21 protein-coding genes are annotated in these 22,096 nt (G+C 74.4%); 17 read left to right on the top strand and 4 right to left on the bottom strand.

The window, feature by feature from the left end; translation table 11 throughout:
* Position 1 precedes the first annotated feature (1 nt).
* From AC5L3Z_RS16015 to AC5L3Z_RS15965, 11 genes are all read left to right on the top strand, one after another.
* Positions 2-484, top strand: a complete 483-nt coding sequence (locus tag AC5L3Z_RS16015; RefSeq protein ID WP_494842801.1) for a phage tail protein — start codon at positions 2-4, stop codon at positions 482-484.
* A 1,075-nt stretch (positions 485-1,559) separates the two neighbouring features.
* The gene (locus AC5L3Z_RS16010; RefSeq protein ID WP_494842800.1) at positions 1,560-2,597 is read left to right on the top strand and encodes a hypothetical protein; all 1,038 of its coding nucleotides are present in this window, start codon (positions 1,560-1,562) and stop codon (positions 2,595-2,597) included.
* Complete coding sequence (locus tag AC5L3Z_RS16005) at positions 2,597-3,346, top strand: CIS tube protein (RefSeq protein ID WP_494842798.1); 750 nt, start codon at positions 2,597-2,599, stop codon at positions 3,344-3,346. Before AC5L3Z_RS16010 ends, AC5L3Z_RS16005 begins: the two co-directional genes overlap by 1 nt.
* Entirely contained in the window at positions 3,343-4,929 is a 1,587-nt protein-coding gene (locus AC5L3Z_RS16000) for a phage baseplate assembly protein V (RefSeq protein ID WP_494842796.1), read from the top strand. The genes AC5L3Z_RS16005 and AC5L3Z_RS16000 overlap by 4 nt, the downstream gene beginning before the upstream one ends.
* Positions 4,929-5,267: a hypothetical protein gene (locus AC5L3Z_RS15995; protein WP_494842794.1), complete on the top strand. Its 339-nt coding sequence runs from the start codon at positions 4,929-4,931 to the stop codon at positions 5,265-5,267. Before AC5L3Z_RS16000 ends, AC5L3Z_RS15995 begins: the two co-directional genes overlap by 1 nt.
* Positions 5,264-5,740, top strand: coding sequence for a GPW/gp25 family protein (locus tag AC5L3Z_RS15990; RefSeq protein WP_494842792.1), 477 nt, complete (start codon positions 5,264-5,266; stop codon positions 5,738-5,740). Before AC5L3Z_RS15995 ends, AC5L3Z_RS15990 begins: the two co-directional genes overlap by 4 nt.
* Entirely contained in the window at positions 5,737-8,337 is a 2,601-nt protein-coding gene (locus AC5L3Z_RS15985; RefSeq protein ID WP_494842790.1) for a putative baseplate assembly protein, read from the top strand. The genes AC5L3Z_RS15990 and AC5L3Z_RS15985 overlap by 4 nt, the downstream gene beginning before the upstream one ends.
* Positions 8,318-8,938 (top strand): phage tail protein, encoded by a 621-nt coding sequence (locus tag AC5L3Z_RS15980; protein WP_494842788.1) that lies wholly within the window; start codon positions 8,318-8,320, stop codon positions 8,936-8,938. The genes AC5L3Z_RS15985 and AC5L3Z_RS15980 overlap by 20 nt, the downstream gene beginning before the upstream one ends.
* A complete protein-coding gene (locus AC5L3Z_RS15975; RefSeq protein ID WP_494842786.1) occupies positions 8,935-9,867 on the top strand; it encodes a carbohydrate-binding protein in 933 nt (310 codons plus the stop codon). Before AC5L3Z_RS15980 ends, AC5L3Z_RS15975 begins: the two co-directional genes overlap by 4 nt.
* Positions 9,864-10,319 (top strand): hypothetical protein, encoded by a 456-nt coding sequence (locus AC5L3Z_RS15970; protein ID WP_494842784.1) that lies wholly within the window; start codon positions 9,864-9,866, stop codon positions 10,317-10,319. The genes AC5L3Z_RS15975 and AC5L3Z_RS15970 overlap by 4 nt, the downstream gene beginning before the upstream one ends.
* Positions 10,320-10,391: 72 nt before the next feature.
* Positions 10,392-11,147 (top strand): hypothetical protein, encoded by a 756-nt coding sequence (locus AC5L3Z_RS15965; RefSeq protein WP_494842782.1) that lies wholly within the window; start codon positions 10,392-10,394, stop codon positions 11,145-11,147.
* Between the two features lie 119 nt (positions 11,148-11,266).
* On the opposite strand, the gene AC5L3Z_RS15960 is transcribed toward AC5L3Z_RS15965, so the two are convergent.
* From AC5L3Z_RS15960 to AC5L3Z_RS15950, 3 genes are read right to left on the bottom strand one after another with little or no spacing between them, the layout of a single operon-like run.
* Complete coding sequence (locus AC5L3Z_RS15960; protein WP_494842780.1) at positions 11,267-12,121, bottom strand: sugar phosphate isomerase/epimerase family protein; 855 nt, start codon at positions 12,119-12,121, stop codon at positions 11,267-11,269.
* Positions 12,118-13,269, bottom strand: coding sequence for a DUF993 family protein (locus AC5L3Z_RS15955; protein WP_494842778.1), 1,152 nt, complete (start codon positions 13,267-13,269; stop codon positions 12,118-12,120). The genes AC5L3Z_RS15960 and AC5L3Z_RS15955 overlap by 4 nt, the downstream gene beginning before the upstream one ends.
* Positions 13,266-14,417, bottom strand: a complete 1,152-nt coding sequence (locus AC5L3Z_RS15950) for a Gfo/Idh/MocA family protein (protein ID WP_494842776.1) — start codon at positions 14,415-14,417, stop codon at positions 13,266-13,268. The genes AC5L3Z_RS15955 and AC5L3Z_RS15950 overlap by 4 nt, the downstream gene beginning before the upstream one ends.
* Before the next feature lie 154 nt (positions 14,418-14,571).
* Between AC5L3Z_RS15950 and AC5L3Z_RS15945 the strand changes: the two genes are divergently transcribed.
* The 5 genes from AC5L3Z_RS15945 to AC5L3Z_RS15925 all read left to right on the top strand — a co-directional run bounded on the left by AC5L3Z_RS15945 (position 14,572) and on the right by AC5L3Z_RS15925 (position 19,105).
* Positions 14,572-15,588 carry a LacI family DNA-binding transcriptional regulator gene (locus AC5L3Z_RS15945; protein ID WP_494843236.1) on the top strand — a complete coding sequence of 339 codons (1,017 nt, stop codon included), beginning with the start codon at positions 14,572-14,574 and terminating at the stop codon, positions 15,586-15,588.
* A 157-nt stretch (positions 15,589-15,745) separates the two neighbouring features.
* Positions 15,746-16,435: an ATP-binding protein gene (locus AC5L3Z_RS15940; RefSeq protein ID WP_494842774.1), complete on the top strand. Its 690-nt coding sequence runs from the start codon at positions 15,746-15,748 to the stop codon at positions 16,433-16,435.
* Between the two features lie 59 nt (positions 16,436-16,494).
* Positions 16,495-17,211, top strand: a complete 717-nt coding sequence (locus tag AC5L3Z_RS15935; RefSeq protein WP_494842772.1) for an HD domain-containing protein — start codon at positions 16,495-16,497, stop codon at positions 17,209-17,211.
* Positions 17,212-17,337: 126 nt separating this feature from the next.
* The gene (locus AC5L3Z_RS15930) at positions 17,338-17,859 is read left to right on the top strand and encodes a hypothetical protein (protein ID WP_494842770.1); all 522 of its coding nucleotides are present in this window, start codon (positions 17,338-17,340) and stop codon (positions 17,857-17,859) included.
* Between the two features lie 154 nt (positions 17,860-18,013).
* Positions 18,014-19,105 (top strand): hypothetical protein, encoded by a 1,092-nt coding sequence (locus AC5L3Z_RS15925; RefSeq protein WP_494842768.1) that lies wholly within the window; start codon positions 18,014-18,016, stop codon positions 19,103-19,105.
* 333 nt (positions 19,106-19,438) lie between these two features.
* Here the strand turns inward: AC5L3Z_RS15925 and AC5L3Z_RS15920 are convergent, their stop codons facing one another.
* Positions 19,439-20,359: an SDR family NAD(P)-dependent oxidoreductase gene (locus AC5L3Z_RS15920; protein ID WP_494842766.1), complete on the bottom strand. Its 921-nt coding sequence runs from the start codon at positions 20,357-20,359 to the stop codon at positions 19,439-19,441.
* Positions 20,360-21,157: 798 nt separating this feature from the next.
* Between AC5L3Z_RS15920 and AC5L3Z_RS15915 the strand changes: the two genes are divergently transcribed.
* Entirely contained in the window at positions 21,158-22,084 is a 927-nt protein-coding gene (locus AC5L3Z_RS15915) for a hypothetical protein (protein ID WP_494842764.1), read from the top strand.
* The last annotated feature ends 12 nt before the right edge of the window (positions 22,085-22,096 follow it).

Below are 22,096 nucleotides of genomic sequence, written 5' to 3'. Positions count from 1 at the left end.
CATGCCGACCACGGCCACGCCGCAGCCGGGCGCCCCGGTCGACCCGTACCGGGCGTACAACTTCAAGCTGCTCATCAACGGCATCACCAACGGCCACTTCACGGAGGTCAGCGGTCTGGAGATGAACATCGCCCGGCTGGCGTACCGGGAGGCGGGCAACGACCGGATCCGGGCCGTGCCGGGCCAGGTCGAGTACGAGCCGGTGACCCTCCACTTCGGCCTGACCCCGTCCCGGGAGATCTGGGACTGGGTGCACGCCATCGCGAAGGGGACGATGAGCCGGCGCAACGTCTCGGTGGTGCTGCTCGACGCCGCCGGCACCACCGAGGTGCTGCGCTGGAACCTGATCAACGCGTGGCCGATGCGGTGGCGGGGCGCGCACCTGCACACCCTGGCGCAGGAGATCGCGATCGTCGCGGTGACCCTCGCGTACGAGGGTCTGGAGCTGGAGTGGGGCAGTGCCGCCGCGCCCACGACCGCGTAGCTGGCTGGCCCGGCGGTTGCGGGCCGTCGCCGACGCGGTCGACGGGCGGATGGTCGGCGGCGCTCCCCCACCGCCGGCCGACCCGGTGGCGGACCGGCCACGCCGTCCGGGCGAGCCACCGGAGCACTGGCTGCGGCTGGTGGCCGCGCACGCCCCCGGCCTGCTGCACGACCTGGACCTCCCGGCCGAGGCGGCGGATCCGGGCGGGCTCCGGCTGGCCGGGGCGGCGGACCCCGGGCACTACCACGGCTGGACGGCCCGCGACGGGTCTCCGGCGGTGCCGCGGCCCGGCGCGAGAACGGGTGGCCGGTTCTTCCCGTTCCGGCGCGGGACCCGGCGGGCGGTCGGTGGTACCGGTGTCGGACGCTTTGGAGCTGATGACGTAAACGACTCACGCGGGGGCGGGGGCGCGGTGGGCCCGTCCCGAAAGGGAAGCCCCGGCCACGGCGTGCCCGACCGCGCCGGGGACGGCATCACCGGCTGGCCGGCGGACGGCGCGAACCAATGGCCGGCCGACGGGTCGGACCGGTGGCCGGCGATGGGCGCCACCGGGGAGCCGGCTGCCCACGCGGGCGACTGGCCTGCGCGCGGCCCCGCCGGAGCACCGACGGGCGACGCGGCCGGCTGGCCGGCGACCGGTGCCACCTGGGCGCCCACGGGCGACGCGGCCGGGTGGGCAGCGACCGGTCACACCGGTACATCCACGGGCCACGCGGCCGGCGGGCCGGCGAACGGCGCCACCGGGGCATCCGCGGGTCACGCGGCCGACTGGGCGGCCGGTGGGTCGGAAGAGGCGAGGCTCGACGAGGCGGGGCGGCCGGTCGCCGGCGGCCCGGCGCCGGGACGGCCGACGAGCGGCGCGGCCGGGATTCCGCCCGGGCAGCCGTTCGCCGGTGCGGTGGGCGCGCCCGGTGACCGGACGCCGGGGCGGTCGACGGCCGGCGCGACGGACCGGCGGTACGACGGGACCGTCGGTTCGGCGGGCGACACGACGGACGGGCCAGCGGGCACGGTGACCGAGCGACGGACGGTCGGCGGAGCCGAGGTTCGCGGAGCCGGGTGGCCGGGAGCGGACGTGCCGGGCGCCCGCGCGGGCCGGGCGGCCGGACCATCGACGACCCACCCGCCCGGTGCGCCGATCGCCGGCGCGGACGAGTGGTCGACGGCGGGCGCGACCAGGCGACCGCCGACCGAGGGGCCGACGACCGGCGCGGCCGGCTGGCCGACGACCGGTACGACCCGGCAGCCCACGGCGACCGGCTGGCCGGCGAGCGACACGACCCGGCCGCCGAGAGCCGGCGCGGCGGGGCGGCCACCGGCCGGTGCGCCCGCAACGCCGCTGACCGGCGCGGCCCGGCAGCCGACGGCGACCGCGACCGGAGCCGGAACGGACCACACGGCCGCAACGGCGGCCCACCCGCCTCCCGGGGTCGGGGACCGGAAGGTCGGACGGCCGGCCACCGGTGCCACCGACGGGCAGCGGAACCACGCCGCCGGGTGGTCGGCCGCCGGTGGGCATCCGGACCTGGCCGCGGAGTGGTCGGCCGCCGGTGGGCATCCAGACCTGGCCGACGGGCGGTCGACGCCCGGTGGGCATCCCGCCCTCGACTCCGGGCGGTCGACGAACCTGCCGGGGTGGGGCGGTCCGACGGGCGGCGGCCCGGCCGGCCGCCGCGTCGTCGGTGACGGGGCCGGCGGGCGTCCAGGCGGCATCGACGGCGCGTCCGCCGCCGCCCGCACCGGCGACACCGCGACGAGCCCGACCATCGGCCCACCCTGGTTCGCCGCCGGCCGCATGCCCGGCACCGCGACCGCGGGCCGCCTGAGCGGCCTGGTGGCCGGGGCTCCCGGCGTACCCCGGACCGGGGCCGACCTCCGCGACCGGCCGGACCCCGGGGCGACACCGCCGGTGGATCCGTGGCCGGCGCTGCCGGTCGAGCCGGGCGGCGCGGGCGGCGTACCTCCGGCGGTGGGGACCACGCGGCCGGCGGCCGGGCGGTGGGCCGCCGATCCCTGGCCGGCGCTGCCCGACGACCCGGTGTGGCGACACCCCGCCGGGGCGGGCGGCGACGACCACCGGCACCGCCTGGACGCCGAACAGCGGGGGGTGTGATGGAACGCGTCGCCTTCCTCGTCGACGAGACCGGCGTCCGGGTCGACTGCCTGCTCAACCCGGAGACCGTGCAGGTCACCCGGCTGGCCGGGGTACGCCCGCGCGGCCTCGCCGACGGGCAGCTCACCGGCGCCGGTCTCGCCGACGACCCGCTCGCCTTCACCGGCGGGGGCCGGACCGAACTGGTGCTGGACCTGCTCTTCGACACCGACCTGGTGGAGGCGCAGACCCGTCCCGGGGACGTGCGTGCGCTGACCCGTCCGCTGTGGATGCTGGCGGAGAACTCGGCCGTCGAGCACGGCTGGCTCCGACCGCCGCTGGTCCGGCTGGTCTGGGGCAAGACCTGGAACGTGCCCGGCGTGGTCGTCGCCATCGCCGAACGGTTCGACGCGTTCACCGGCACCGGCTCGCCCCGGCGGTCCTGGCTGCGGTTGAAGCTGGTGCGGGTGGCGGAGTCCGCCGACCAGGCGCAGGAGGGCTTCGCCGACGAGCTGGCCGCCGCCACCACCCCCAGCGCGGCGCCCGGTACGGCCGTGGTGGCCGCCGGCGACGGCTCGGCCGTGCCCGGGTATTCGGGGGTCCGCTTCGACCTGCTCGCCCACGACGCGCTCGGCTCGCCGCTGCGTTGGCGGCTGCTCGCCGAGCACAACCGGATCGCCGACCCGCTGACCGTGCCGGCCGGCACCGCCCTGGCCGTGCCGCCGGTCACCGCCGCCGCGAGCACCCCGGTGGGCGGTGGCACGCCGTGACCGCCTGGCCGACCGTGCTGCTCGACGGCGCACCGCTGGACGGGGCGACGGCCCGCCGGCTGCGGTCCGTGCGGGTCGCCGCCCGGCTGGACCAGCCGACCCAGTGCGAGGTGGTCCACGCCACCGGCGCCGGCCCGGCCGCGCTGGAGCTCGGCCCCGGCCCGGCGGTGCCGACCGGCGCCACGCTGGACGTCCGGCTCGGCGACGAGCCGCTCTTCACCGGCGAGGTCACCTGCGTCGAGGTGGAGTACGCCGCCGACGGCACCGCCCTGCTCCGGCTGCGCGGGTACGACCTGCTGCACCGGCTGCGCAAGCGGCAACAGCTGCGGGTCTTCGAGGCGGTCACCGTCGCCGACCTGGCCCGGGACCTCTGCGCCGAGGTGGGCCTCGACGTCGACGCCGAAACCGACGGCCCGCGCCTGGACCGGCTGCTCCAGCACCGGCACAGCGACCTGGAGCTGCTGGTGGAGGTGGCCGGCCGGGCCGGGCTGCACCTGACCGCCGACGGCGACCGGGTGCGGCTGCTCACCCTCGACGGGCACGGCGAGCCGGTCCCGCTGACCCTCGGCCGGACGCTGCACCGGCTGCGCCTCGCCGCCAACCTCGACCGGGCCGCCGGGGAGAGCGCGGCGCTGGGCTGGCACCCGCAGCGGGCCGAGCCGATCAGCCAGCGGGCCGACTCGCCGCGCACCGGCCGGCGGATCGCGCTCACCCCCGACCCGGCCACGGTCGGCGCGGACGGCACCCGGACCGCGGTCGACCAGCCGGGCCGCAGCGCCGACGAGCTGGCCGCCATCGCCCAGGCCGGCCTGGACGCCCGGACGGCGGCGCTGGTCACCGCCGAGGGCGTCGCCGCCGGGAACCCGGGCCTGCGCCCCGGCGGCCGGATCGACCTCGCCGGCGTCGCCGACGAACTGGCCGGGGTGTACGTGCTCACCGAGGTGACGCACACCATCGACGGCGACGGGCACCTCACCCGGTTCTCCACCGTCCCGCCGTCCGCCTCGCCGCCCCCGCCGGTGGCCGCGGCGGTGGTCACCCTCGGCACGGTCACCGACGTGGACGACCCCGACCGGCTCGGCCGGGTCCGCCTCACCCTGCCCGCGTACGGAGACCTGGACGCCGGCTGGCTCGCCCTGCTCTGCCCCGGCGCCGGGCCGGGCAAGGGGATCGTCGCGCTGCCCGACCCGGACGACACCGTGCTGGTGGCGCTGCCCGGGGGTGAGCCGACCGCCGGGATCGTGCTCGGTTCGCTCTTCGGCGCCGTCGAGCCGTACGACGCGGGCATCGCCGACGGGCGGACCGGGCGCTGGTCGCTGCGGACCGGCAGCGGCCAGACCATCGTGGTGGACGACACCGGTCGCAGCCTGCGACTGGCCACCGACGCCGGCAGCCACCTGGAGATGACCCCCGGGCTGACCACCCTGCACGCCGCCGGCGACCTGGTGCTCTCCGCACCGGGGCGGGCGATGGTGGTGCGGGCCCGCAGCGTCGACTTCCTGCACGCCGACGCGACCGAGGACGCGACGACCGCCCGGGACCGGGCCGGGACGCTCGCCCGCGAACGTTCAGGAGGCGGCTGATGCGCTGGATCCACCTGCAGTCCGTGGTCACCTGCGACCACGACGGCCGGGTCACCAACCGGGCGTCGCAGACCTGGGTGACCCTCACCGGCGTACCGGTGCTGGTCGACGACGACCCGGAGGGGCGCGAGATCGTGGCCTGCCCCAACTACGGGCCGACCATCAAACCGTGCGCGAGGACGCTGCCGGTGCGGGTCGGCTACAGCGACTGGCTGCGGGTCGACGGCCACCGGATCGTGCTGTCCCACCTGGACGGCCTCACCGACGGCACGCCGCCCGGACTCGTCCACCACCGGGTCCGCGACCCGCGGCAGCGGCTGGTGGAGGCGGACCGATGAGGGCGTTCCGCTTCGTCGGCGCCGGCTTCGACGCCGGCCGCACCGGCGGCCTGGGGTTGACCGCGGCCGGCGGGCTCGCCATGACCGACGGCGACGAGACGGTACGCCAGGCGCTGTACCTGCTGCTCTCCACCACGCCGGGCGAGCGGCTGATGCGCCCCGGGTACGGCTCCCGGCTGCACCGGCTGGTCTTCGCACCCAACGACGACACCACCGCCGGCCTGGCCATCCACTACGTGCGGCAGGCGATCCGGCGCTGGGAGCCGCGCGTCGAGGTGATCGACGTGGACGCCGGGCCCGACCCGGACGACCCGTGGCGGCTGGTGATCCGGCTCGACTACCGGGTCCGGGCCAGCCTGTCCCCCGGCCAACTGGTCTTCTCCGTGGACCTGCTGCCGGACGACGAACCGGACGCCGGCGAGGCCGACGGCGGGCCGGCGGAACGCGACCACGCCGAGGGGGACCCGTCATGACGCTGCCCGTGCCGCACCTCGACGACCGCGGCTTCCTCGACCTCGTCACCGAGGCCCGGGAGCGGATCGCGCAGTCCTGCCCGGCCTGGACCGACCTGTCCGCGCACGACCCCGGCATCGCCCTGGTCGAGGCGTTCGCCCACCTCACCGAGGTGATGATCTACCGGCTGAACCAGTTGCCGGAGAAGGCGTACGTGCAGTTCCTGAACCTGCTCGGGGTGAGCCGGCACGCGCCCTCGGCGGCCTGGACGGACGTGCGGTTCATTCGGACCGGCGGGGACCGGCAGCCGGTGCGGATCCCCGCCGGCACCCGGGTGGCCGCCGCCCGGGGCGCCGACCCGAAGCCGGTCGTCTTCGTCACCACCGAACCGGCGCTGCTACCGGCCGGGGAGGACGCGGTGACCGTCCGGATGCACCACTGCGAGCCGGTGGAGGCGGAGCTGCTGGGCACCGGCACCGGTCAGCCCGGGCAGGTGCTGCGCGCCGCGCGGGCCCCGCTGGCGCGTACCGCCGAGCCGCTGGACCTGCTGCTCGGGGTGGAGGTGCCGCCCGGCTCGGTGGAGCTGGGCGCCGCGGCCCGGGAGCACGAGGGACGCACCTACGAGATCTGGCGGCCGGTGGACAGCTTCGCCGGCCTGGGCCCGCAGGCCAAGGTCTTCCTGGTCGACCGCTGCTCCGGCGTGGTCACCTTCGCCCCCGCGCTGGACCTGCGCGGACCCGGCGGTGGGCCGGACGCCGACGGCGGGCCGGTGACGGTGGCGGCGGTGCCGTCGGCGGGCGCCCGGATCCGGCTCTGGTACCGGGCCGGCGGCGGGCGCACCGGCAACGTCGCCGCCGGCACGCTGACCGCCCTGCGCGACCCGCTACCGGGGGTACGCGCCGACAACCCGGAGCCGGCGACCGGCGGGCGGGACATGGAGACGCTGGACTCGGCGCTGGTCCGCGGGCCGTACGAGTTCTTCGCCCAGCAGCGGGCGGTCACCGCGCGGGACTTCGAGATCCTGGCGGCCGGTTCGGGGGCGGTGGCCCGGGCCCGGGCCTTCACCCGGTCCGCGGTCTACAGCTTCGCCCGGCCCGGCGAGGTCGAGGTGGTGCTGGTGCCGTACGTGCCGGAGGAGGCCCGGCCCGGCGGGCGGTTGCCGGTGACGGTGCTGCGCGAGCACGAGGTGGCGGAGGCCCGCCGCCGGGTGGAGGTGGACCTGGCGCAGCGGCGGGTGCTCGGCACCGGTTGCCGGGCCGGCTGGGCCCGGTACAAGGCGGTCTCCATCCGGGCCCGGGTGGTGGTACGCCGGGAGGAGGACGCCGAGGCGGTCCGGCGGCGCATCCACGACCGGTTGCACCAGACGCTCAGCCCGCTGCCGACCCCGCTGAACCCGGCCGGGTGGGCGTTCGGCGAGCCGCTGCGCGCCTCCAACGTCTACCGGATGCTGGAGCACGCCGAGCCGGGTGTGCGCTACGTCGAGTCGGTCCGGTTCGTCGTCGACGAGGCCCCCGACGCGGAGGTGCGCACCCTCGCCGTCGACCAGTACCAGGCCCGCACCTGGTACGCCGGCCGCGGCCCGGTGCTGTTCCGCTCCACGAACGCGGGGGCGGGCTGGGAGCCGGCCGGCCGGTTCGACGCCGAGACCGTCGTCCGGGTGGCCCCCGCCCCCGCCCCGGTACGCCCCGGGGTGGTCGCCCGCCCCGGCTCGGTGGCGGTGGTGACCACCCGGGCCGCCGGTGGATCCCGGGTGCACCTGAGCACCGACCTCGGCGAGACCTGGGCCCTGCTCACCGACCTGGACTCGCGGATCTCCGACGTCGCCTGGATCGACCGGGACGGCGCGGGCGCGCTGCTGCTGGCCACCGACGCCGGCCTGTACGAGGTGTCCCTGCTGCCCGGCTCGGTGCCGTTGCAGATCCTGGTCGACCCGGCCGACGCCGACCGGGGATTCTACGCGGTGCGGGCGTTCGTCTCCGAGCGGGGCGCGCCGGGCGTGGCGGTGGCCGCGCAAGCCGGGTTCGGGGTCTACCTCTCCACCGCCGCGGGCCGGCCGGGCAGCTTCGCCCACGTCGGGCTGGCCAATGTCGACAACCGGGTGCTGGCCGTGCAGTACGACGGGCCGGCCACCCTGCTCTGGGCCGGCGCCGGCGAGCCGGACCCGAAGAAGCCGGGGCAGGGCTGCCACCGGACCCGGCTGTTCGAGTCGGACGTGAAGTGGCAGCAGGTGCAGGCCGGCTGGGTCGGTGGCACCTGCCGCGACCTGGCCTTCGTCGGCACCCTCGCGGTGGCCGCCACGCAGAGCGGCGGGGTGGTGCGGCTGGACACCCTGGCCGCCCAGCCGCAGTGGCAGCCGGTGATGGTGAACTGCGGGCTGCCGCTGCGCGACCGGTCCCGGTTCGTGCCGGTCGACGCGATCGCCGCGGCCGGCGGGGCGGACCGGCTGATCCTCGCCGCCGGCGACCGCGGCGTGTACCGCAGCGGCGACGCCGTCGACTGGACGGCCAGCGCCAACCAGGCCACCGCCGACGTGGTGACCGTCCCCGACACCTGGCTGCTCTGCTCCGGCGAGCACGACATCGAGGTGGTGCGGCAGGATGCGCCGAGCGGCGATTGAGCGGCTGCTGCCCGCCGCCTACCAACGGGCCAGCGTCCCCGGCAGCGTGCTGTTCGCACTGCTGGAGGTGATGGAGGCGCTGCACGCGCCGGACGAGGCGGTGCTCGCCGACGTCGACGCGCTGTTCGCCCCGTACCGGACGCCGGACGGGCTGGTGGCGTACCTGACCCGGTGGGTGGCGATGGACCACGTGCTCGCCCCGCCCCGGCCGGACGCCCCGCTGCCGCTGCCGGTGGGCCGGCTGCGGGACCTGGTCGCGCACGGCGCGGAGCTGGCCCGGTGGCGGGGCACCCCGTACGGCATGCGGACCGCGCTGGAGCTGGCCACCGGGGTCACCGGGTTCGTGCTGAACGAGCCGGCCGACCGCCCGTTCCACCTGGTGGTCCGGGTCCCGCCGGCCGCCGCCGACCGGCTCGCCGTGATCATCCGGATCGTCGAGGCGGAGAAGCCGGCGGCGGTGACCGCCGAGGTGGTCGTCGCCGACGCGCCCGACGCCGATCCCCCGCCGCCGCACCACCCCGGGCCGGCGATCGGCCGGGCCAGCGTCCCGACCTCACGAACCCCTCCCGCACCCGCACCGTCCGCAGAGGAGCCGTCATGACCACCGAATGGGCCGTCGTCGCCGCCGCCGAGCAGTTCACCCTGGACGCCGGTAACCGCGGGGAGCTCACCTTCACCGTCTCCAATCCGGGTCTGGCGCCGGACACCGTGGTCTTCGACGTCGCGCCCGGGGAGGGCAGCCAGCGCTCCTGGTTCACCGTCGCCGAGCCGCAGCGGGTGGTGCCCGGCCAGGGTTCGGTCTCGTTCCTGGTGCGCCTCGCCGTGCCGCCCGGCACCGCGCCCCGCCGCTACGACATGACGGGCTTCGCGTACTCGGCGAACACCGCGCCGGAGGAGAGTTCCCGCGCGAGCGGCCGGGTGACCTACGAGGTCCGCGCCCTCGCCCCGGCGAAGCGCACCCCGTGGCCCTGGATCGCGGCCGCGCTGGCGCTGGTGGTGCTGGTCGGCGCGGTGGTGGGGTGGCTGGTCACCCGGCCGGAGGAGGTGGCCGCGCCCGGCGAGGCGCGGGTGCTGACCATCGAGGCGGAGAGCCTGGTGGCCGGCGCGACGGTGCAGTCGCCGGCCGGCAGCAAGGCCAGCGTGGTGGTGCAGGAGAACTGCTGCGGGGTGACCTGGTCGCAGGACCGGCAGCTCTTCTTCCAGGGCCTGGCGATCGGCGACCAGGTGACCATGACCGTGCAGATCCCGGCCGAGGCCACCTGGCGGTTCTCCGCCGCGCGCACCACCTCGTTCGACTACGCCAACACCATCTTCGCCATCGACGGCGTGCAGGTCGGTGGGACCTTCCTCGGCTTCACCCCGAAGGTGGTGCGCACCGACTTCACCGACGTCGGCACGGTGAAGCTGGGGCCGGGCCCGCACAAGCTGACCCTGGTCGCGGTGAGCAAGACGCAGGGCTTCGACCGGTACTTCGCCGGCATCGACCAGATCCGGTTCACCGAGGTGCGCGAGGCGGCGGCCCGGCGATGACCGGTCGGCAGAAGCTGCTGCTGGGCGCGGTGGGCGTACTCCTGGTGGTGCTCTTCGTGGTCGCGGTCGGCGCGGGCCGCGACGACCGGGGCCGGCCGGGCGACGCCGACGCCGTCGGCTGGCTGGGCCGGCTGGCCGGCGGCGCCACCGTGGACCCGACGACGGTACGGGCGGAGTGCGACCGCACCGGGGACGTGCTCACCGTGGTCGGCGACTGCGTGCTGCGGGTCGCCGATCCGGGCGGGCTGAAGACGCTGGTGCTGCGCGGACCGGGCGCCTTCACGGTCACCGCCCCGGCGCCCGGGGACGCCGACCTCACCGTCCGCGACGACGTCGAACCCGCCGACGACGGCACCGGGGCGGTCGCGAAGATCGCCGTCGACCGGGCCGCCGCGGTCCTGCTGAGCTGTCCGGGAGGTGCCGGGTGCACGGTCGCCATCACCACGTCCTGACCCGCCGATGCCCCGCGGCGCCGACGCGGGTACCCGGACCGACCGCGCCGCCGACCCGCGAGGAGGCCCGTCATGGGTGAGCTGCGCAAACCGTTCCTGCTGCTGGCGCTGCTGGCGATCGGGCTGGTGGTCTGCGTGGAGCTGGGCGCGTCGCTGCTCGTCGGCGGCGGCGACGCGGGCGGGGCGCTGGCCACCAGCGCCCGCGACCTCGACGTGGACCTCGGCGAGGTCGGCCGGGTCAGCGAACCCTCCGGGCGCGGCACCGGCCAGCTCGCCCTGATCGACGTGGTGGCGCTCTGGACCACCGGCCTGTTCTGCCTGAGCCTGGTCGTCCCGGACCGGATCCAGGGTCGGGTGCAGGGCGTGGCGACGCTGGTCTTCGCGATCCTGCTGATCCTGGCGTCGCTGGTGCTGCTGGTGATCACCTTCGTCGAGCTGACCGTGATGGTGTCGCTCTTCCTGGCGGTGCCCTTCGGCACGCTGGCGTACCTGGCGCTGTGGGGGTTCTTCCCGGTCGGCGAGGCGAGCCTGCTGCTCGGCCTGGTGCTGCTGCTCAAGCTGGTCTGGGCGGGGCTGCTGCTGCTCGCCCAGCCCCGGTTCCTGCAGAACAAGGGCCTGGTGCTGCTGGCGCTCACCACGCTGCTCTGCACGGTGCTGCTGGAGTTCCTGCACCGGCTGGCGCCGGTGGTCGTGGTCAGCATCCTCGACGACGTCGGCGCGTTGATCTTCGCGGTGGTCGCCGTCGTCTGGGGCCTGGTCCTGCTGATCGGCTCCATCCCCGCCATCGTCAAGGCCGTCCGGGTCACCGCCGCCCTCCCCACCCGCTGACCCCACCCCACCCCCACCCCACGCCGCAGCAAGCGTCGATCATGAAGTTGGCGGCACAGATGGAGGTCAATCTCGCCGCCAACTTCATGATCGACGGGGCAGGGCGGGGTGGGGTGGGGTCAGAGGACGTGGGTGCGGTAGCCGGTGACGGCGGCGGCGAGGATGTCGGGGCCGGGGCGGGACCAGAGGTCGGCCTGGAAGACCTCCACCTCGATCGGGCCGGGGTAGCCGGCGGCGTCGACCGCCTCCCGCAGCCGGCGCAGCTCGACGCAGCCCTCGCCGGGCAGGGCCCGGCCGAGCAGCACGCCCTCGGGCAACGGGGTGACCCAGTCGGCGACCTGGAACGCGGCGATCCGCTGCCCGGCCCGGGCGATCTGCGCGTACACCGTGTCGTCCCACCACACGTGGTACGTGTCGACCACCACCCCGACCACGGCCGGGTCGAACCGCTCGGCGATGTCCAGGGCCTGCCCGAGGGTGGCGATCACGCAACGGTCGGCGCAGAACATCGGGTGCAACGGTTCGATGGCGAGCCGCACCCCGGCGGCGGCGGCGTCCGGGGCGAGTTCGCCGATCGCGTCGGCGACCCGCTGCCGGGCGCCGTCGACGTCCCGGCTGCCCGCCGGGAGCCCGCCGGAGACCAGCACCAGCTCCGCCGCGCCGAGGGCGGCGGCCTCCTCGACGGCCCGCCGGTTCTCGCCCCGCCAGTCGCCGTCGGTGAAGAAGCCGCCCCGGCAGAGCGAGGTGACGGCCAGTCCGGCGTCGCGGACCAGCCGGGCGGCCCGGGCCAGCCCGTACTCCTGGACCGGCTCCCGCCACAGCCCGATCCCGGGCACGCCGGCCGCCGCGCACCCGGCCACCACCTCGTCGAGGGGCCAGTGCTTGGCGGTGGCCTGGTTGAACGAGAACCGGGCCAGCCCGGCAGCCGGCACCACCCGCTGCGGTGCGGCGGCGCCGGACGTCGGGGCGGTCACTGCGCCACCCCCGCCACCGTGAAGTACGCCCGCGCCCGCGCGGCGGCCAGCTCCGCGTCGGGCAGGAGGCCGGCGGTGTCGGCCAGCACGAGCAGCCGGGCCAGGTGCGCCGGTGACCGGCCGGACTGCTGGCCGGCCAGCATGGTGAAGTGCTCCTGGTGCCCGGCGAGCCAGGCCAGGAAGACGATGCCGGTCTTGTAGAACCAGGTCGGCGTGGCGAAGAGGTGCCGGGCCAGCGGCAGGGTCGGGGCGAGGATCGCGTCGTAGGCGTCGAGGTCGGCGCGGTCGAGGGCGGCCAGCGCGGCGGCGGCGGCCGGGGCGATGGCGGCGAAGACGCCGAGCAGCGCGTCGGAGTGCCCCTGGTCGTCGCCGCGGATCAGCTCCGGGTAGTGGAAGTCGTCGCCGGTGTAGAGGCGCACCCCGGCCGGCAACCGCCGGCGCAGCGCCACCTCGCGGTCGGCGTCGAGCAGCGACACCTTGATGCCGTCGATGCGGTGCTGGTGGTCCTTGACCAGGTGCAGCACGGTGTCGGTGGCCTCGTCGAGGTCGGTCGAGCCCCAGTAGCCGGCCAGGGCGGGGTCGAACATGTCGCCGAGCCAGTGCAGCACCACCGGCTGGTCGACGGCGCCGAGCAGCCGGTCGTACACCCGCTGGTAGTCCTCGGCGCCGGTGGCGGCGGCGGCCAGGTGGCGGCTGCACATCAGCACCGGGCGGGCGCCGGCGGCGATCACGTCGGCGAGCTGCGCGGCGTAGGCGTCGGCGACCTCGGCGAGGGTGGCCGGCCCGGGGGGCAGCTGGTCGGTGGCGACCCCGGCGACGATCCGCCCGCCGACCGCGCGCGCCTCGGCGGCGCTGCGCCGGATGAGTTCCCGGGTGGCGGCGTGGTCGAGCCCCGCGCCGCGCTGGGCGGTGTCCATCGCCTCGGCCACCCCCAGCCCGTACGACCAGAGGTGGCGCCGGAAGGCGAGGGTGCGGTCCCAGTCCACGGCGGAGGGTGCGCCCGGCACGTTCTCCGCCGTCGGGTCGGCGACCACGTGCGCCGCCGCGTACGCCACCCGGCTGGCGGCGGGGCCGGTGGGCCGGTCGAAGCCGGCGCCCCCGCGCAGCCGGTACCTACGCCCGTCGGGCAGCGCGACGGGCGCGGTCACCGGGTCAGCTCCGGCACCTCGACCCGGCACCCCTCGCGGGACGAGCGCAGCCCCAGCTCGGCGAGCTGCACACCGCGCGCCCCGGCCAGGAAGTCCCAGGCGAACGGCTCCCCCGCGACCACGTGCCGCAGGAACGCCTCCCACTGCACCTTGAAGCCGTTGTCGAACTCCTCGTTGTCGGGCACCTCGGTCCACTGGGCCCGGAAGTCCTCGGTGGCGGGCAGGTCCGGGTTCCAGACCGGTTTCGGGGTGACCGCGCGGTGCTGGACCCGGCAGCGGCGCAGGCCGGCGACGGCGCTGCCCGCGGTGCCGTCGACGTGGAACTCGACCAGTTCGTCGCGGTGCACCCGGGTGCACCAGGAGGAGTTGAGCGCGGCGACGATCCCGCCGTCGAGCTCGAAGATCCCGTACGCGGCGTCGTCGGCGGTGGCCGGGTAGCTTCGGCCGCCCTCGTCGACCCGCTGCGGGATGTGCGTGCTGGCGACGCAGGTGACGGCCCGGACCGGGGCGAAGAGCTCCTCCAGCACGTACTGCCAGTGCGGGAACATGTCCATCACGATGCCGCCGCCGTCCTCGGCCCGGTAGTTCCAGGAGGGGCGCTGGGCGGGCTGCCAGTCGCCCTCGAAGACCCAGTAGCCGAACTCGCCGCGGACGGAGAGGATGCGGCCGAAGAAGCCGCCGTCGATCAGCCGCTTGAGCTTGCGCAGGCCGGGCAGGAAGAGCTTGTCCTGTACGACGCCGGTACGGATCCCGGCGGCGTCGGCGGCGCGGACCAGCTCGAGGGCGGCGGCGCTGGACTCGGCGAGCGGCTTCTCCGTGTAGATGTGCTTGCCGGCGTCGATGGCCTGCCGGATCGCCTTCTCCCGCTGCTGGGTCACCTGGGCGTCGAAGTAGATCTCGGCGTCGTCGCGGGCCAGCGCGGCGGCGAGGTCGGTGGTCCAGTCGGTGAGGCCGTGCCGCTCGGCCACCGCGCGCAGCCGGCCCTCGTCGCGGCCGACCAGGATGGGTTCGGGCCAGATCCGGGTGCCGTCGGGCAGCGCCAGGCCGCCCTGCTCCCGGAGGGCCAGCAGGGACCGGACGAGGTGTTGGCGATACCCCATCCGACCGGTGACGCCGTTGACGATGATGCCGATCGACCTTCGGGACATGGTCGTCCTTCCGTCCAGACAGCCCAGGCAAGCGCTTTCCTGAGGAGCGTAGGGTGCGCGCCGACCTCCGGGCAAGGGCTTTCCCGGCACCGTTGCGGTAACCTGTCGGCGACCACGGCCCGACGCCCGGGCCCGACACACACCGGGGGTGGCATTGGCGACGCTGGCCGACGTCGCCCGGCGCGCCGGAGTCTCCCCCGCCACCGCGTCCCGGGTCATCAACGGCAGCAGCAAGCCCGTCGCCGACGAACTGCGCGAACGGGTGCTCCGCGCCGTCGCCGACCTGCGGTACGTGCCCAACGCGCACGCCCAGCTGCTGGCCCGGCCGCAGCGCAGCGTGGTCGGTGTGGTGGTGCACGACGTCTCCGACCCGTACTTCGCCGAGGTGACCCGGGGGCTGCAACGGGTCGCGACCGACCGGGGCCGGCTGGTCATCATCTGCAACAGCTACCGCAACCCGGAACGCGAGCTGGAGTACGTGGAGATGCTCCGCGGCCAGCAGGTCGCCGCGATCGTGCTGGCCGGCTCCGGCTACCACGACGCCGACTTCACCGCGCTGCTCGCCGAGAAGCTCGCCGCGTACGAGGCGACCGGCGGCCGGGTGGCGGTGATCGGCCGGCACGAGCACCCCGGCGACGCGGTGATGCCGGCCAACGAGCCCGGTGGTCGGCTGCTCGGCGCGGAGCTGTGCCGGCTGGGCCATCGGCGGATCGGGGTGATCGCCGGGCCACGCGTGCTGACCACCATCACCGACCGCCTCGGCGGGCTGCGCGCCGCGCTGGCCGACGGTGGCGTCCCCCTGCCCGACGAGCGGATCCGCTACGCCGACTTCGACCGCGACGGCGGCGCCCGGGCCGCCGCCGAGCTGCTCGACGCCGTGCCGGGGCTGACCGCGCTGGTGGCGCTCAACGACTCGATGGCCGTCGGCGCGCTGACGCTGCTGCGTTCGCGCGGCATCCGGGTCCCCGAGGAGATCTCGGTGGCCGGTTTCGACGACATGCCGGTGGCCGCCGACGTCACCCCGGCGCTGACCACCGTCCGGCTGCCCCTGGTCGAGCTGGGCGCGCGGGCGATGACCCTCGCGCTCGACCCGGCCACCGACCGGCGCCGGGTCGAGGTGCTCCCCGCCGCACTGGTCCGCCGGGCGAGCCTCGGCCCCGCTGCCGGCTGACCGCCCGCCCGAGCCCACGGCGGCGCCGGATGCACGTCTACAACAACCACCGCCCGGGCCGGCGCCGGCCACCTCCAACCGTGAGCCGGGGGGCCCGGCGCGACCACGCGCCGGGGCCCCGCACGCCCGTCCGCCCGACGGACCGCGCCACCCGGCCGTGCTCATGCACCCGGACGGCCCGTCCCAGCTGCTGGACGGGGCCGGTTCGGTGCCGTTGGCGAGCGTCGCGGTGCACGTCCGGCCGGAGGCGGGGGCGCAGCTGCGGGACGGGTCGACGCTGCTGCTCTACACCGACGGGCTGGTGGAGCGGCGACGGGAGCTGATCGACGCGGGCATCGCCCGGGCGGTGGACAGCCTCGCCGACGGTCGGGAGCTGCCGGAGGGCGAGCTGGTCGACAACCTGGTCCGGGACCTGGTGCCCGGGGTCCGCGCCGACGACGTCGCGGTGCTCGTCTACCGGCACCGGGAGCCGGTGGTGTTCCACGCGGAGCTGGCGCAGCTCTCCCCCGCCCGGGAGGCGCTGCGGACCTGGCTGATCGGGCTCGGGGCCGGCGAGGCGGACGTCGAGACGGTGCTGATCGCCGCCGGCGAGGCGTGCGCCAACGCCATCGAGCACGGCTGCCAATTCGCCCCGGGAACGACCGCCGCGGTCCGCGGCCGGTTGCGCGCCGACCGGCTGGAGATCGAGGTGACGGACGCCGGCGGCTGGCGGGAGGACGGCTCGGAGGGGCTGGAGCGGGGCCGAGGGCGGTTGATCATGGCCCGGCTGATGGACGAGGCGACGATCGACGGCACCCCGCAGGGGACCACCGTCCGGTTGGTCAAGCGACTCTCGGGCACCGCGTGACGCGTCGGGTGCCCGACGGCCGGGGCTCGTGGGTAGTGAAGATCGGCTATAAGTGACCCATGGACTTCCCGTCGTACCTGGCCACCATGCCGATGCACGCGATCACCGAGATCCACGGCGAACCCGGCCTGCTGGAACGGTTCCGGCTGGAGATCGCGGCCTTCGACGAGGCCGCGCGGGACCGGCTCACCGCCGCCCTCGACCTCGCGGCCGAGCTGCACGGCGACGACCGGCGGGTCCGCGAGCCGTACCTCAACCACCTGCTCCGGGTGGCGATCCGGATGATGCACCACTACCAGGTGCGCGACGTGGACGTCATCGTCGCCGGCCTGCTGCACGACGCGGTGGAGGACCACCCCGACGAGCTGGCCGGCGTCGGGGCCGCCGACCCGACGGCGGCGGCGCTGACCACCCTCGCCGTCCGGTTCGGCCCGCGGGTGGCCCGCCTGGTCAGCGCGGTCACCAACCCGGAGTACGACCCGGCGCGCGACCGCAACGCCCAGTACCGCGAGCACGTGGCGGCCAGCCTGGACCGGGAGCCGTGGGCGCGGGTCATCAAGGTCTCCGACTTCACCGACAACGGGGTCGGCGTCGTCTACACCATCGGGCCGAAGGTGGCCCGGTCGGCGGCGAAGTACCGGCCGCTGGTGCCGGTGTTCCGCGACCTGATCGCCCGGCCGGACACGCCGCTCTCGGCGCCGGTGAAGCGGCACATCTTCGCCCAGCTCGACCTGGCTGAGGAGCGGTTCAGCGCGATCCTCGACCGGCCCAACTGACTACCGAGCCGGCGTCTTCGCCACGGCTGGTCACGCCGTCGGCGTGCGGCGGCTGCCCGCCACGGTCCGCCGCCGCTCCGAGTAGCGGACACCGGGTGACCGGGGCGCTCCAGCCCGGATGGCACGATGTCCACCATGGATTGGATGCCGCTGCTGAGCACCGGGGCCGGCGCGCTCATCGCGCTGTCGGGCACTTTCCTGGTCGACCTGCGGCGGGAGCGGGACACCCGCTCCCGTGACCGGGAGCTCGAGCGGTGGCGCACCTGCGTGGACTTCACGCTCGCCCTGGCCACCGCGCACGGCATGCTGCGGTCCGCCGATGACCGGGAGGCGTCCGCCCGCGCCATGACGGAATCCGACGCCTACCAGGCCCGCGAGCGGCTGCTCATGTCCGGCACGCCGGAGCTGGTGACGGCGGGCGAGGACGTCTTCCACCGGCTCGTCCGGATGCGGCGGCTCGTCCGCGACGGCGAGGACCTGCGCTCCGCCGAGGGACACGAGGCGTACCACGAGTTCGCCGAAGGGATGTGGACCTTCCGGATGGCGGTGCGCCGGCAGTTCGGCCACCTGGCGATCGACCCGGCGACGCTGGACCGGGTGGACTGGTCCGAGCGGAACGAGTGCGCGTACTGCGCCGCCGGGTCCTAGCCGGTAGGCCCGGCGGTTCCCACCTGCCCGTACGTGAGCCGCTGTCCGATTGCCGTCATTGACGTCGGCCCGGATCGTGCTGAGACTTCCGGTACCCCGAGAAGCTCCCACCGGCGCTGCCGGCTGCGGGTTCTCGGCCGACGGGAGGTCCGCCGTGCTGCGGATAATGCTCTGTGGCGCGCACGACACCGAGCGCTACCGCGAGGACTTCGTCGAGGTCGCGTCGGGCTTCGACGCGGAGGTGTGGCACTACCTGTCGGGCGACATCCTGCACATCAACCACGCGCAGGCGAGCTGGGTGACCAACTCCCGGGACACCGTACGCAACGCCCATGTCTGCGTCTTCGTGATCGTGGAATCGTTCGGGTCGATCACGTGGCAGACGGAGCTGCGCGAGGCCCTCGCCGCCGGGAAGCCGATCCTGGTGTTCTGCCTAGACAAGACGTACCAGGCGTACAAGACGCTGACGCGGGACGTGGCACTCACCGCGGTGACCGACCCCGACCGGCGGAAGCTGATCGAGATCATCCACGAGGTGGAGTCGGAACGGCAGCTGACTATCGTCCCGTTCTCCTACGGAAAGTTCACCGAGAAGCTCAAGAGCCAGCTGTCCCGACTGTTCGAGCAGGCGCTGGGTCAGATGGAGGTCCGCAACAGGCGGGCGGCGATGGCGCGGATCTTCGGTGAGTCGTCCCGGCTGAGTCGCTCCGAGCTCCTGCTCAGCGCGGAGATCGCGGCCGACGAGTTCGAGAACAAGATCTCCCGCAAGCAGGCCATCCGCGCGCTCGCGGCGCACCGCGCCGCCGACGAGGAGACCATCCTGACCCTGCTCTCCAGCATGGAGCAGGGCGTGCAACGGCTCACCGTCGAACTGCTCCCCCAGTTGTACGCCGAGCGCCCGGCCGATCCGGAGTTCTTCGCGCACTGCATCGCCGTGGCCAACCGGTCGGCCGACGTCGGTGTGGCGCGCCGCCTCATCCCGGCCCTGCTCGACATCGACCTGCCCACCGCCGTCCGAGCGATGGCCACGTTGCAGCTCGTGGAGTCCGGCGCCCGCCGGCGGCTGGCCGAGACGCTGGAGACGTACGAGCCGCACCTCGTCGACCCCGAGGTGGTGCAGTGGGTGTGCGCCCTGCTCGACCGCTGTCTGACCAGCGAGTCCGAGGCGGACTGGAAGGCGCGCTGCCGGGCGTTCCACGAGCGGCTGACCGGGGACCAGCGGCGGGACGGCGCCGAGCCGATGTAGGTCGTCCGTCCGGGGCTACGGCTCGCGCATCCAGGTCTTCGGTTCGGTGATCAGCTTTGCCGTCGCCGCGGTTGAGATGCCGGCGCCGGCCCCGATGATCAGCAGTTCGCGCGAGCGATTTCTAATCGCGTATACACATTTGTTGGCAGGCACCGCGAGCAGCCGGCGTCATCAACACCCACGGCATACATCGGCCCGCCCAGGCAGGGCTCATTGAGCGGATCCCAGCCCTGCCTGAGGCATCGCGCCCCAACTGCGACCGGCCCCGACGCGGTCTCCGAACTGGGCCGGAAAGGGCCCAGTTCGGAGCACCTGTCGTAACGTCGAGCGAAGTCAGCGGCTGGTGTAGCCCGCATCCACGGGGATGGTCACGCCGGTGACATAAGAGGACGCGTCGGAGGCCAGCCACAGGCTCGCCTGTGCGATTTCGCGGCCGTGCCCCAGCCGGTTGAAGACGCTCATCGTGGGAGCGAACTCCTCGATCGTCATACCCCTTGCTTCGAGGGACGACCGGAGCATCGCGGTGTCGATGGCGCCCGGCGCAACCGCGTTGACCCGGATCCCGTGCTGCCCGTTCTCGACCGCCGCGACCTTCGTCATGCCCACGACGGCGGCCTTGGCCGACACGTAGGCAACGTCACCGCCCTGCGGCCGGAATGCGCTGACCGACGCGATGTTGACGATCGACCCGCCCCCACCCTGCTTGACCATCTGCTGCAGTTCATACTTGAGGGTGAGCGCCGTGCCCTTCAGGTCGATCGACATGAGCCGGTCCCAGTAGTTCTCGTCGAAATCTTCAACCGGCGCGTTGTCCGGGGAGATCGCGGCGTTGTTGACCGCCACGTCCAGGCGACCATAATGCGCGACGGTCTGGTCGATCAGCGCCTGCACCTGCCGTGAGTCCGAGATATCGACCTTGATGTAGATGGCCTCGCCCCCGGACTGCTCGATCGCGGCGGCCACAGCACGGCCCTTCTCCTCATTGAAGTCGGCAACCACGACCCGAGCGCTGGCTTCGGCGAAGAGCTTGGCGGTCTCCTCCCCCATCCCCATGGCCGCGCCCGTCACGATAGCGACCTTGTCGGCCAGTACCGGAAATGTCATCGCTTGCTCCTTGGATGCTTGACCGTCGCCATGGACGGAGTTGTTCGGCACGCCGGTCGCAGGCGGCGTCGGTCTGCGACCGGCTCGCAAATCGATCATTACTTGCTTGACAAAGCAACCGATTTGCGGGCGCCCGTCGTCATAGGCCATCGCGGAGTGCGCGGCGGTTTCTGTTCGCAAGCCGCGACGTGCGGACCTTGGTTACTGCGTAGCGTCGGGAAACTGGTGCGGCGTCGAACCGGATGGCCCGGACATCACCGTCCAGCGATCACGTGGCGCCCTGGTCGGGACGTCGTGAGCTCAGCGACAGGTGGTCCACCCCGCGTCGACCACGACCGCCTGCCCGTTGATGTAGCGACCCGCGTCTGAACCCGATGATGTCGGCACGCCCTTCGGCGAACCGCACCGCATCCGACCTGCCGTGACCCCGGGCGATGCCGGAGATGAGTGCCACGTTGTTTTCAAGCCGACCCATTGCCAGCTCCTCCCTTGCCGCCCCTCAGCGCACCTGCCGTACGCGCTGACGCGACAGCCGATCCTCCGCAAAGCTACCACCCACTTGCTTTGTCAAGCAAGTACTTGCCTCCGAAGTCGGATGGCGGCAACCGCGCCTCGGGTGGGAGCGGACGCAAGGAACCTCGCCGGGCCCGCTCGGCGACTCCCTGGTCGCGGCCGTACGGCAACACCTGTGCGGACCGTCGGCGTCTTCACCGTCGATTGTCGGAGAACATGAACGGCATGCCCTCGTACCCGCGCGGCTGCCGGCAGATCCCCCGCAACCTTGTTAGCTTTGGATCATCAGCGGGTCACCGACGACACGTTGAGGCTGGTGAGCGCCGCCGCGCGACACCCCTCGACCAGCCGCCCTTGTGCGAACCAACGCACTGATGCGCCCGGCTCCGCCCGGAACACCGGAGCGGAGCGGTTCGGCGATGAGGGAGGGGTGACGTGACCGACGCTTCGAGCGGGAACCCGAGGTCAGAGGGGCCCGAGCGACGGCGGGTCGACCGCGGACGGAGTCGCGCGCAGGAGGTCGGCAGGAATGTCCTGACCGGGCTGAACACCCTCTGGAAGGGCGCCTTTCCCGCGCTGGAGGACCTGAAGCCCGCAGCCGCGACAGAACCGTCCTCTCCGCCGCCCGATGAACCCGTCGAGCGACGGGAAGTGGTCGGGCCGATCGTGCTTCCCGCGCAGGGCTACGTGTTCGGCTTCACGGTTCGCGTCTCCCTCACCTGGTCGTGCAAGGGCGTAGGCCCGGACGCGCTCCACTGGTACGCGCACCACTTCAGGCAAGATGTGATCCAGCGGGTGAAGCGAATCGCCGCCGGGCAGGCGAGCAGGTTGCCCCCGCACCGTGCTGGGGATCTGGAGATCGCGCTGCAGCGGGCACTCACCGAGGAGGACCCGCCCCCGTGGACCTACCAGCGCGGGAACGTGGTGTTCGAGTGCCTCCCGGAAATGTCGGTACGGCTCGAAGAGCGGGTCAGGCAGGTCCTTCAGCCGCACTGGGAACGTCTGATCGAGTTGGAGTTGCAGAATGAGCTCTACACGCGACGGGCGCGGTACGCCGAGCGGCTGAACCGGCGCTGGGTGGCGATGATGAACGAATTCGTCGGTCATCCCACTGCCGGCGAGGCGGCGGAGACGTTCAAGGAGGAGCTCGACCGCGCCAGGCGACACATGATGGCGGAGCAGAAAGCCGCCGCTCAGTGGAGCAAGGACCTGTTACGCGACCGGCAGCGCCACGAAGGCATCTTCGAGCCCTTCACCTCGATCGAGGTCATCCAGCGACGCCCGCAGGGCCAGGCGCACGAGACGTCCTGGCCGTCGGACGAGACGACGTCAACTGCGGAAGCCCCGCCGGACTCCGGTTGACGCATCCACGTC

Source organism: Micromonospora sp. LZ37 (assembly GCF_059359015.1).
Note: the sequence above shows the minus strand (reverse complement) of the source record. Positions and strands in the feature narration are given on the sequence as shown.

Bases quoted from the DNA above. Each gene is read 5' to 3' on its own strand.
- AC5L3Z_RS16005 (WP_494842798.1), top strand. From the start codon at position 2,597: ATGGAACGCGTCGCCTTCCTCGTCGACGAGACCGGCGTCCGGGTCGAC.
- AC5L3Z_RS15975 (WP_494842786.1), top strand. From the start codon at position 8,935: ATGACCACCGAATGGGCCGTCGTCGCCGCCGCCGAGCAGTTCACCCTG.
- AC5L3Z_RS15920 (WP_494842766.1), bottom strand. From the start codon at position 20,359: ATGGCCTATGACGACGGGCGCCCGCAAATCGGTTGCTTTGTCAAGCAA.
- AC5L3Z_RS15990 (WP_494842792.1), top strand. From the start codon at position 5,264: ATGAGGGCGTTCCGCTTCGTCGGCGCCGGCTTCGACGCCGGCCGCACC.
- AC5L3Z_RS15980 (WP_494842788.1), top strand. From the start codon at position 8,318: ATGCGCCGAGCGGCGATTGAGCGGCTGCTGCCCGCCGCCTACCAACGG.
- AC5L3Z_RS15985 (WP_494842790.1), top strand. From the start codon at position 5,737: ATGACGCTGCCCGTGCCGCACCTCGACGACCGCGGCTTCCTCGACCTC.
- AC5L3Z_RS15970 (WP_494842784.1), top strand. From the start codon at position 9,864: ATGACCGGTCGGCAGAAGCTGCTGCTGGGCGCGGTGGGCGTACTCCTG.
- AC5L3Z_RS15950 (WP_494842776.1), bottom strand. From the start codon at position 14,417: ATGTCCCGAAGGTCGATCGGCATCATCGTCAACGGCGTCACCGGTCGG.
- AC5L3Z_RS15930 (WP_494842770.1), top strand. From the start codon at position 17,338: ATGTCCACCATGGATTGGATGCCGCTGCTGAGCACCGGGGCCGGCGCG.
- AC5L3Z_RS16015 (WP_494842801.1), top strand. From the start codon at position 2: ATGCCGACCACGGCCACGCCGCAGCCGGGCGCCCCGGTCGACCCGTAC.
- AC5L3Z_RS15935 (WP_494842772.1), top strand. From the start codon at position 16,495: ATGGACTTCCCGTCGTACCTGGCCACCATGCCGATGCACGCGATCACC.
- AC5L3Z_RS15995 (WP_494842794.1), top strand. From the start codon at position 4,929: ATGCGCTGGATCCACCTGCAGTCCGTGGTCACCTGCGACCACGACGGC.
- AC5L3Z_RS15965 (WP_494842782.1), top strand. From the start codon at position 10,392: ATGGGTGAGCTGCGCAAACCGTTCCTGCTGCTGGCGCTGCTGGCGATC.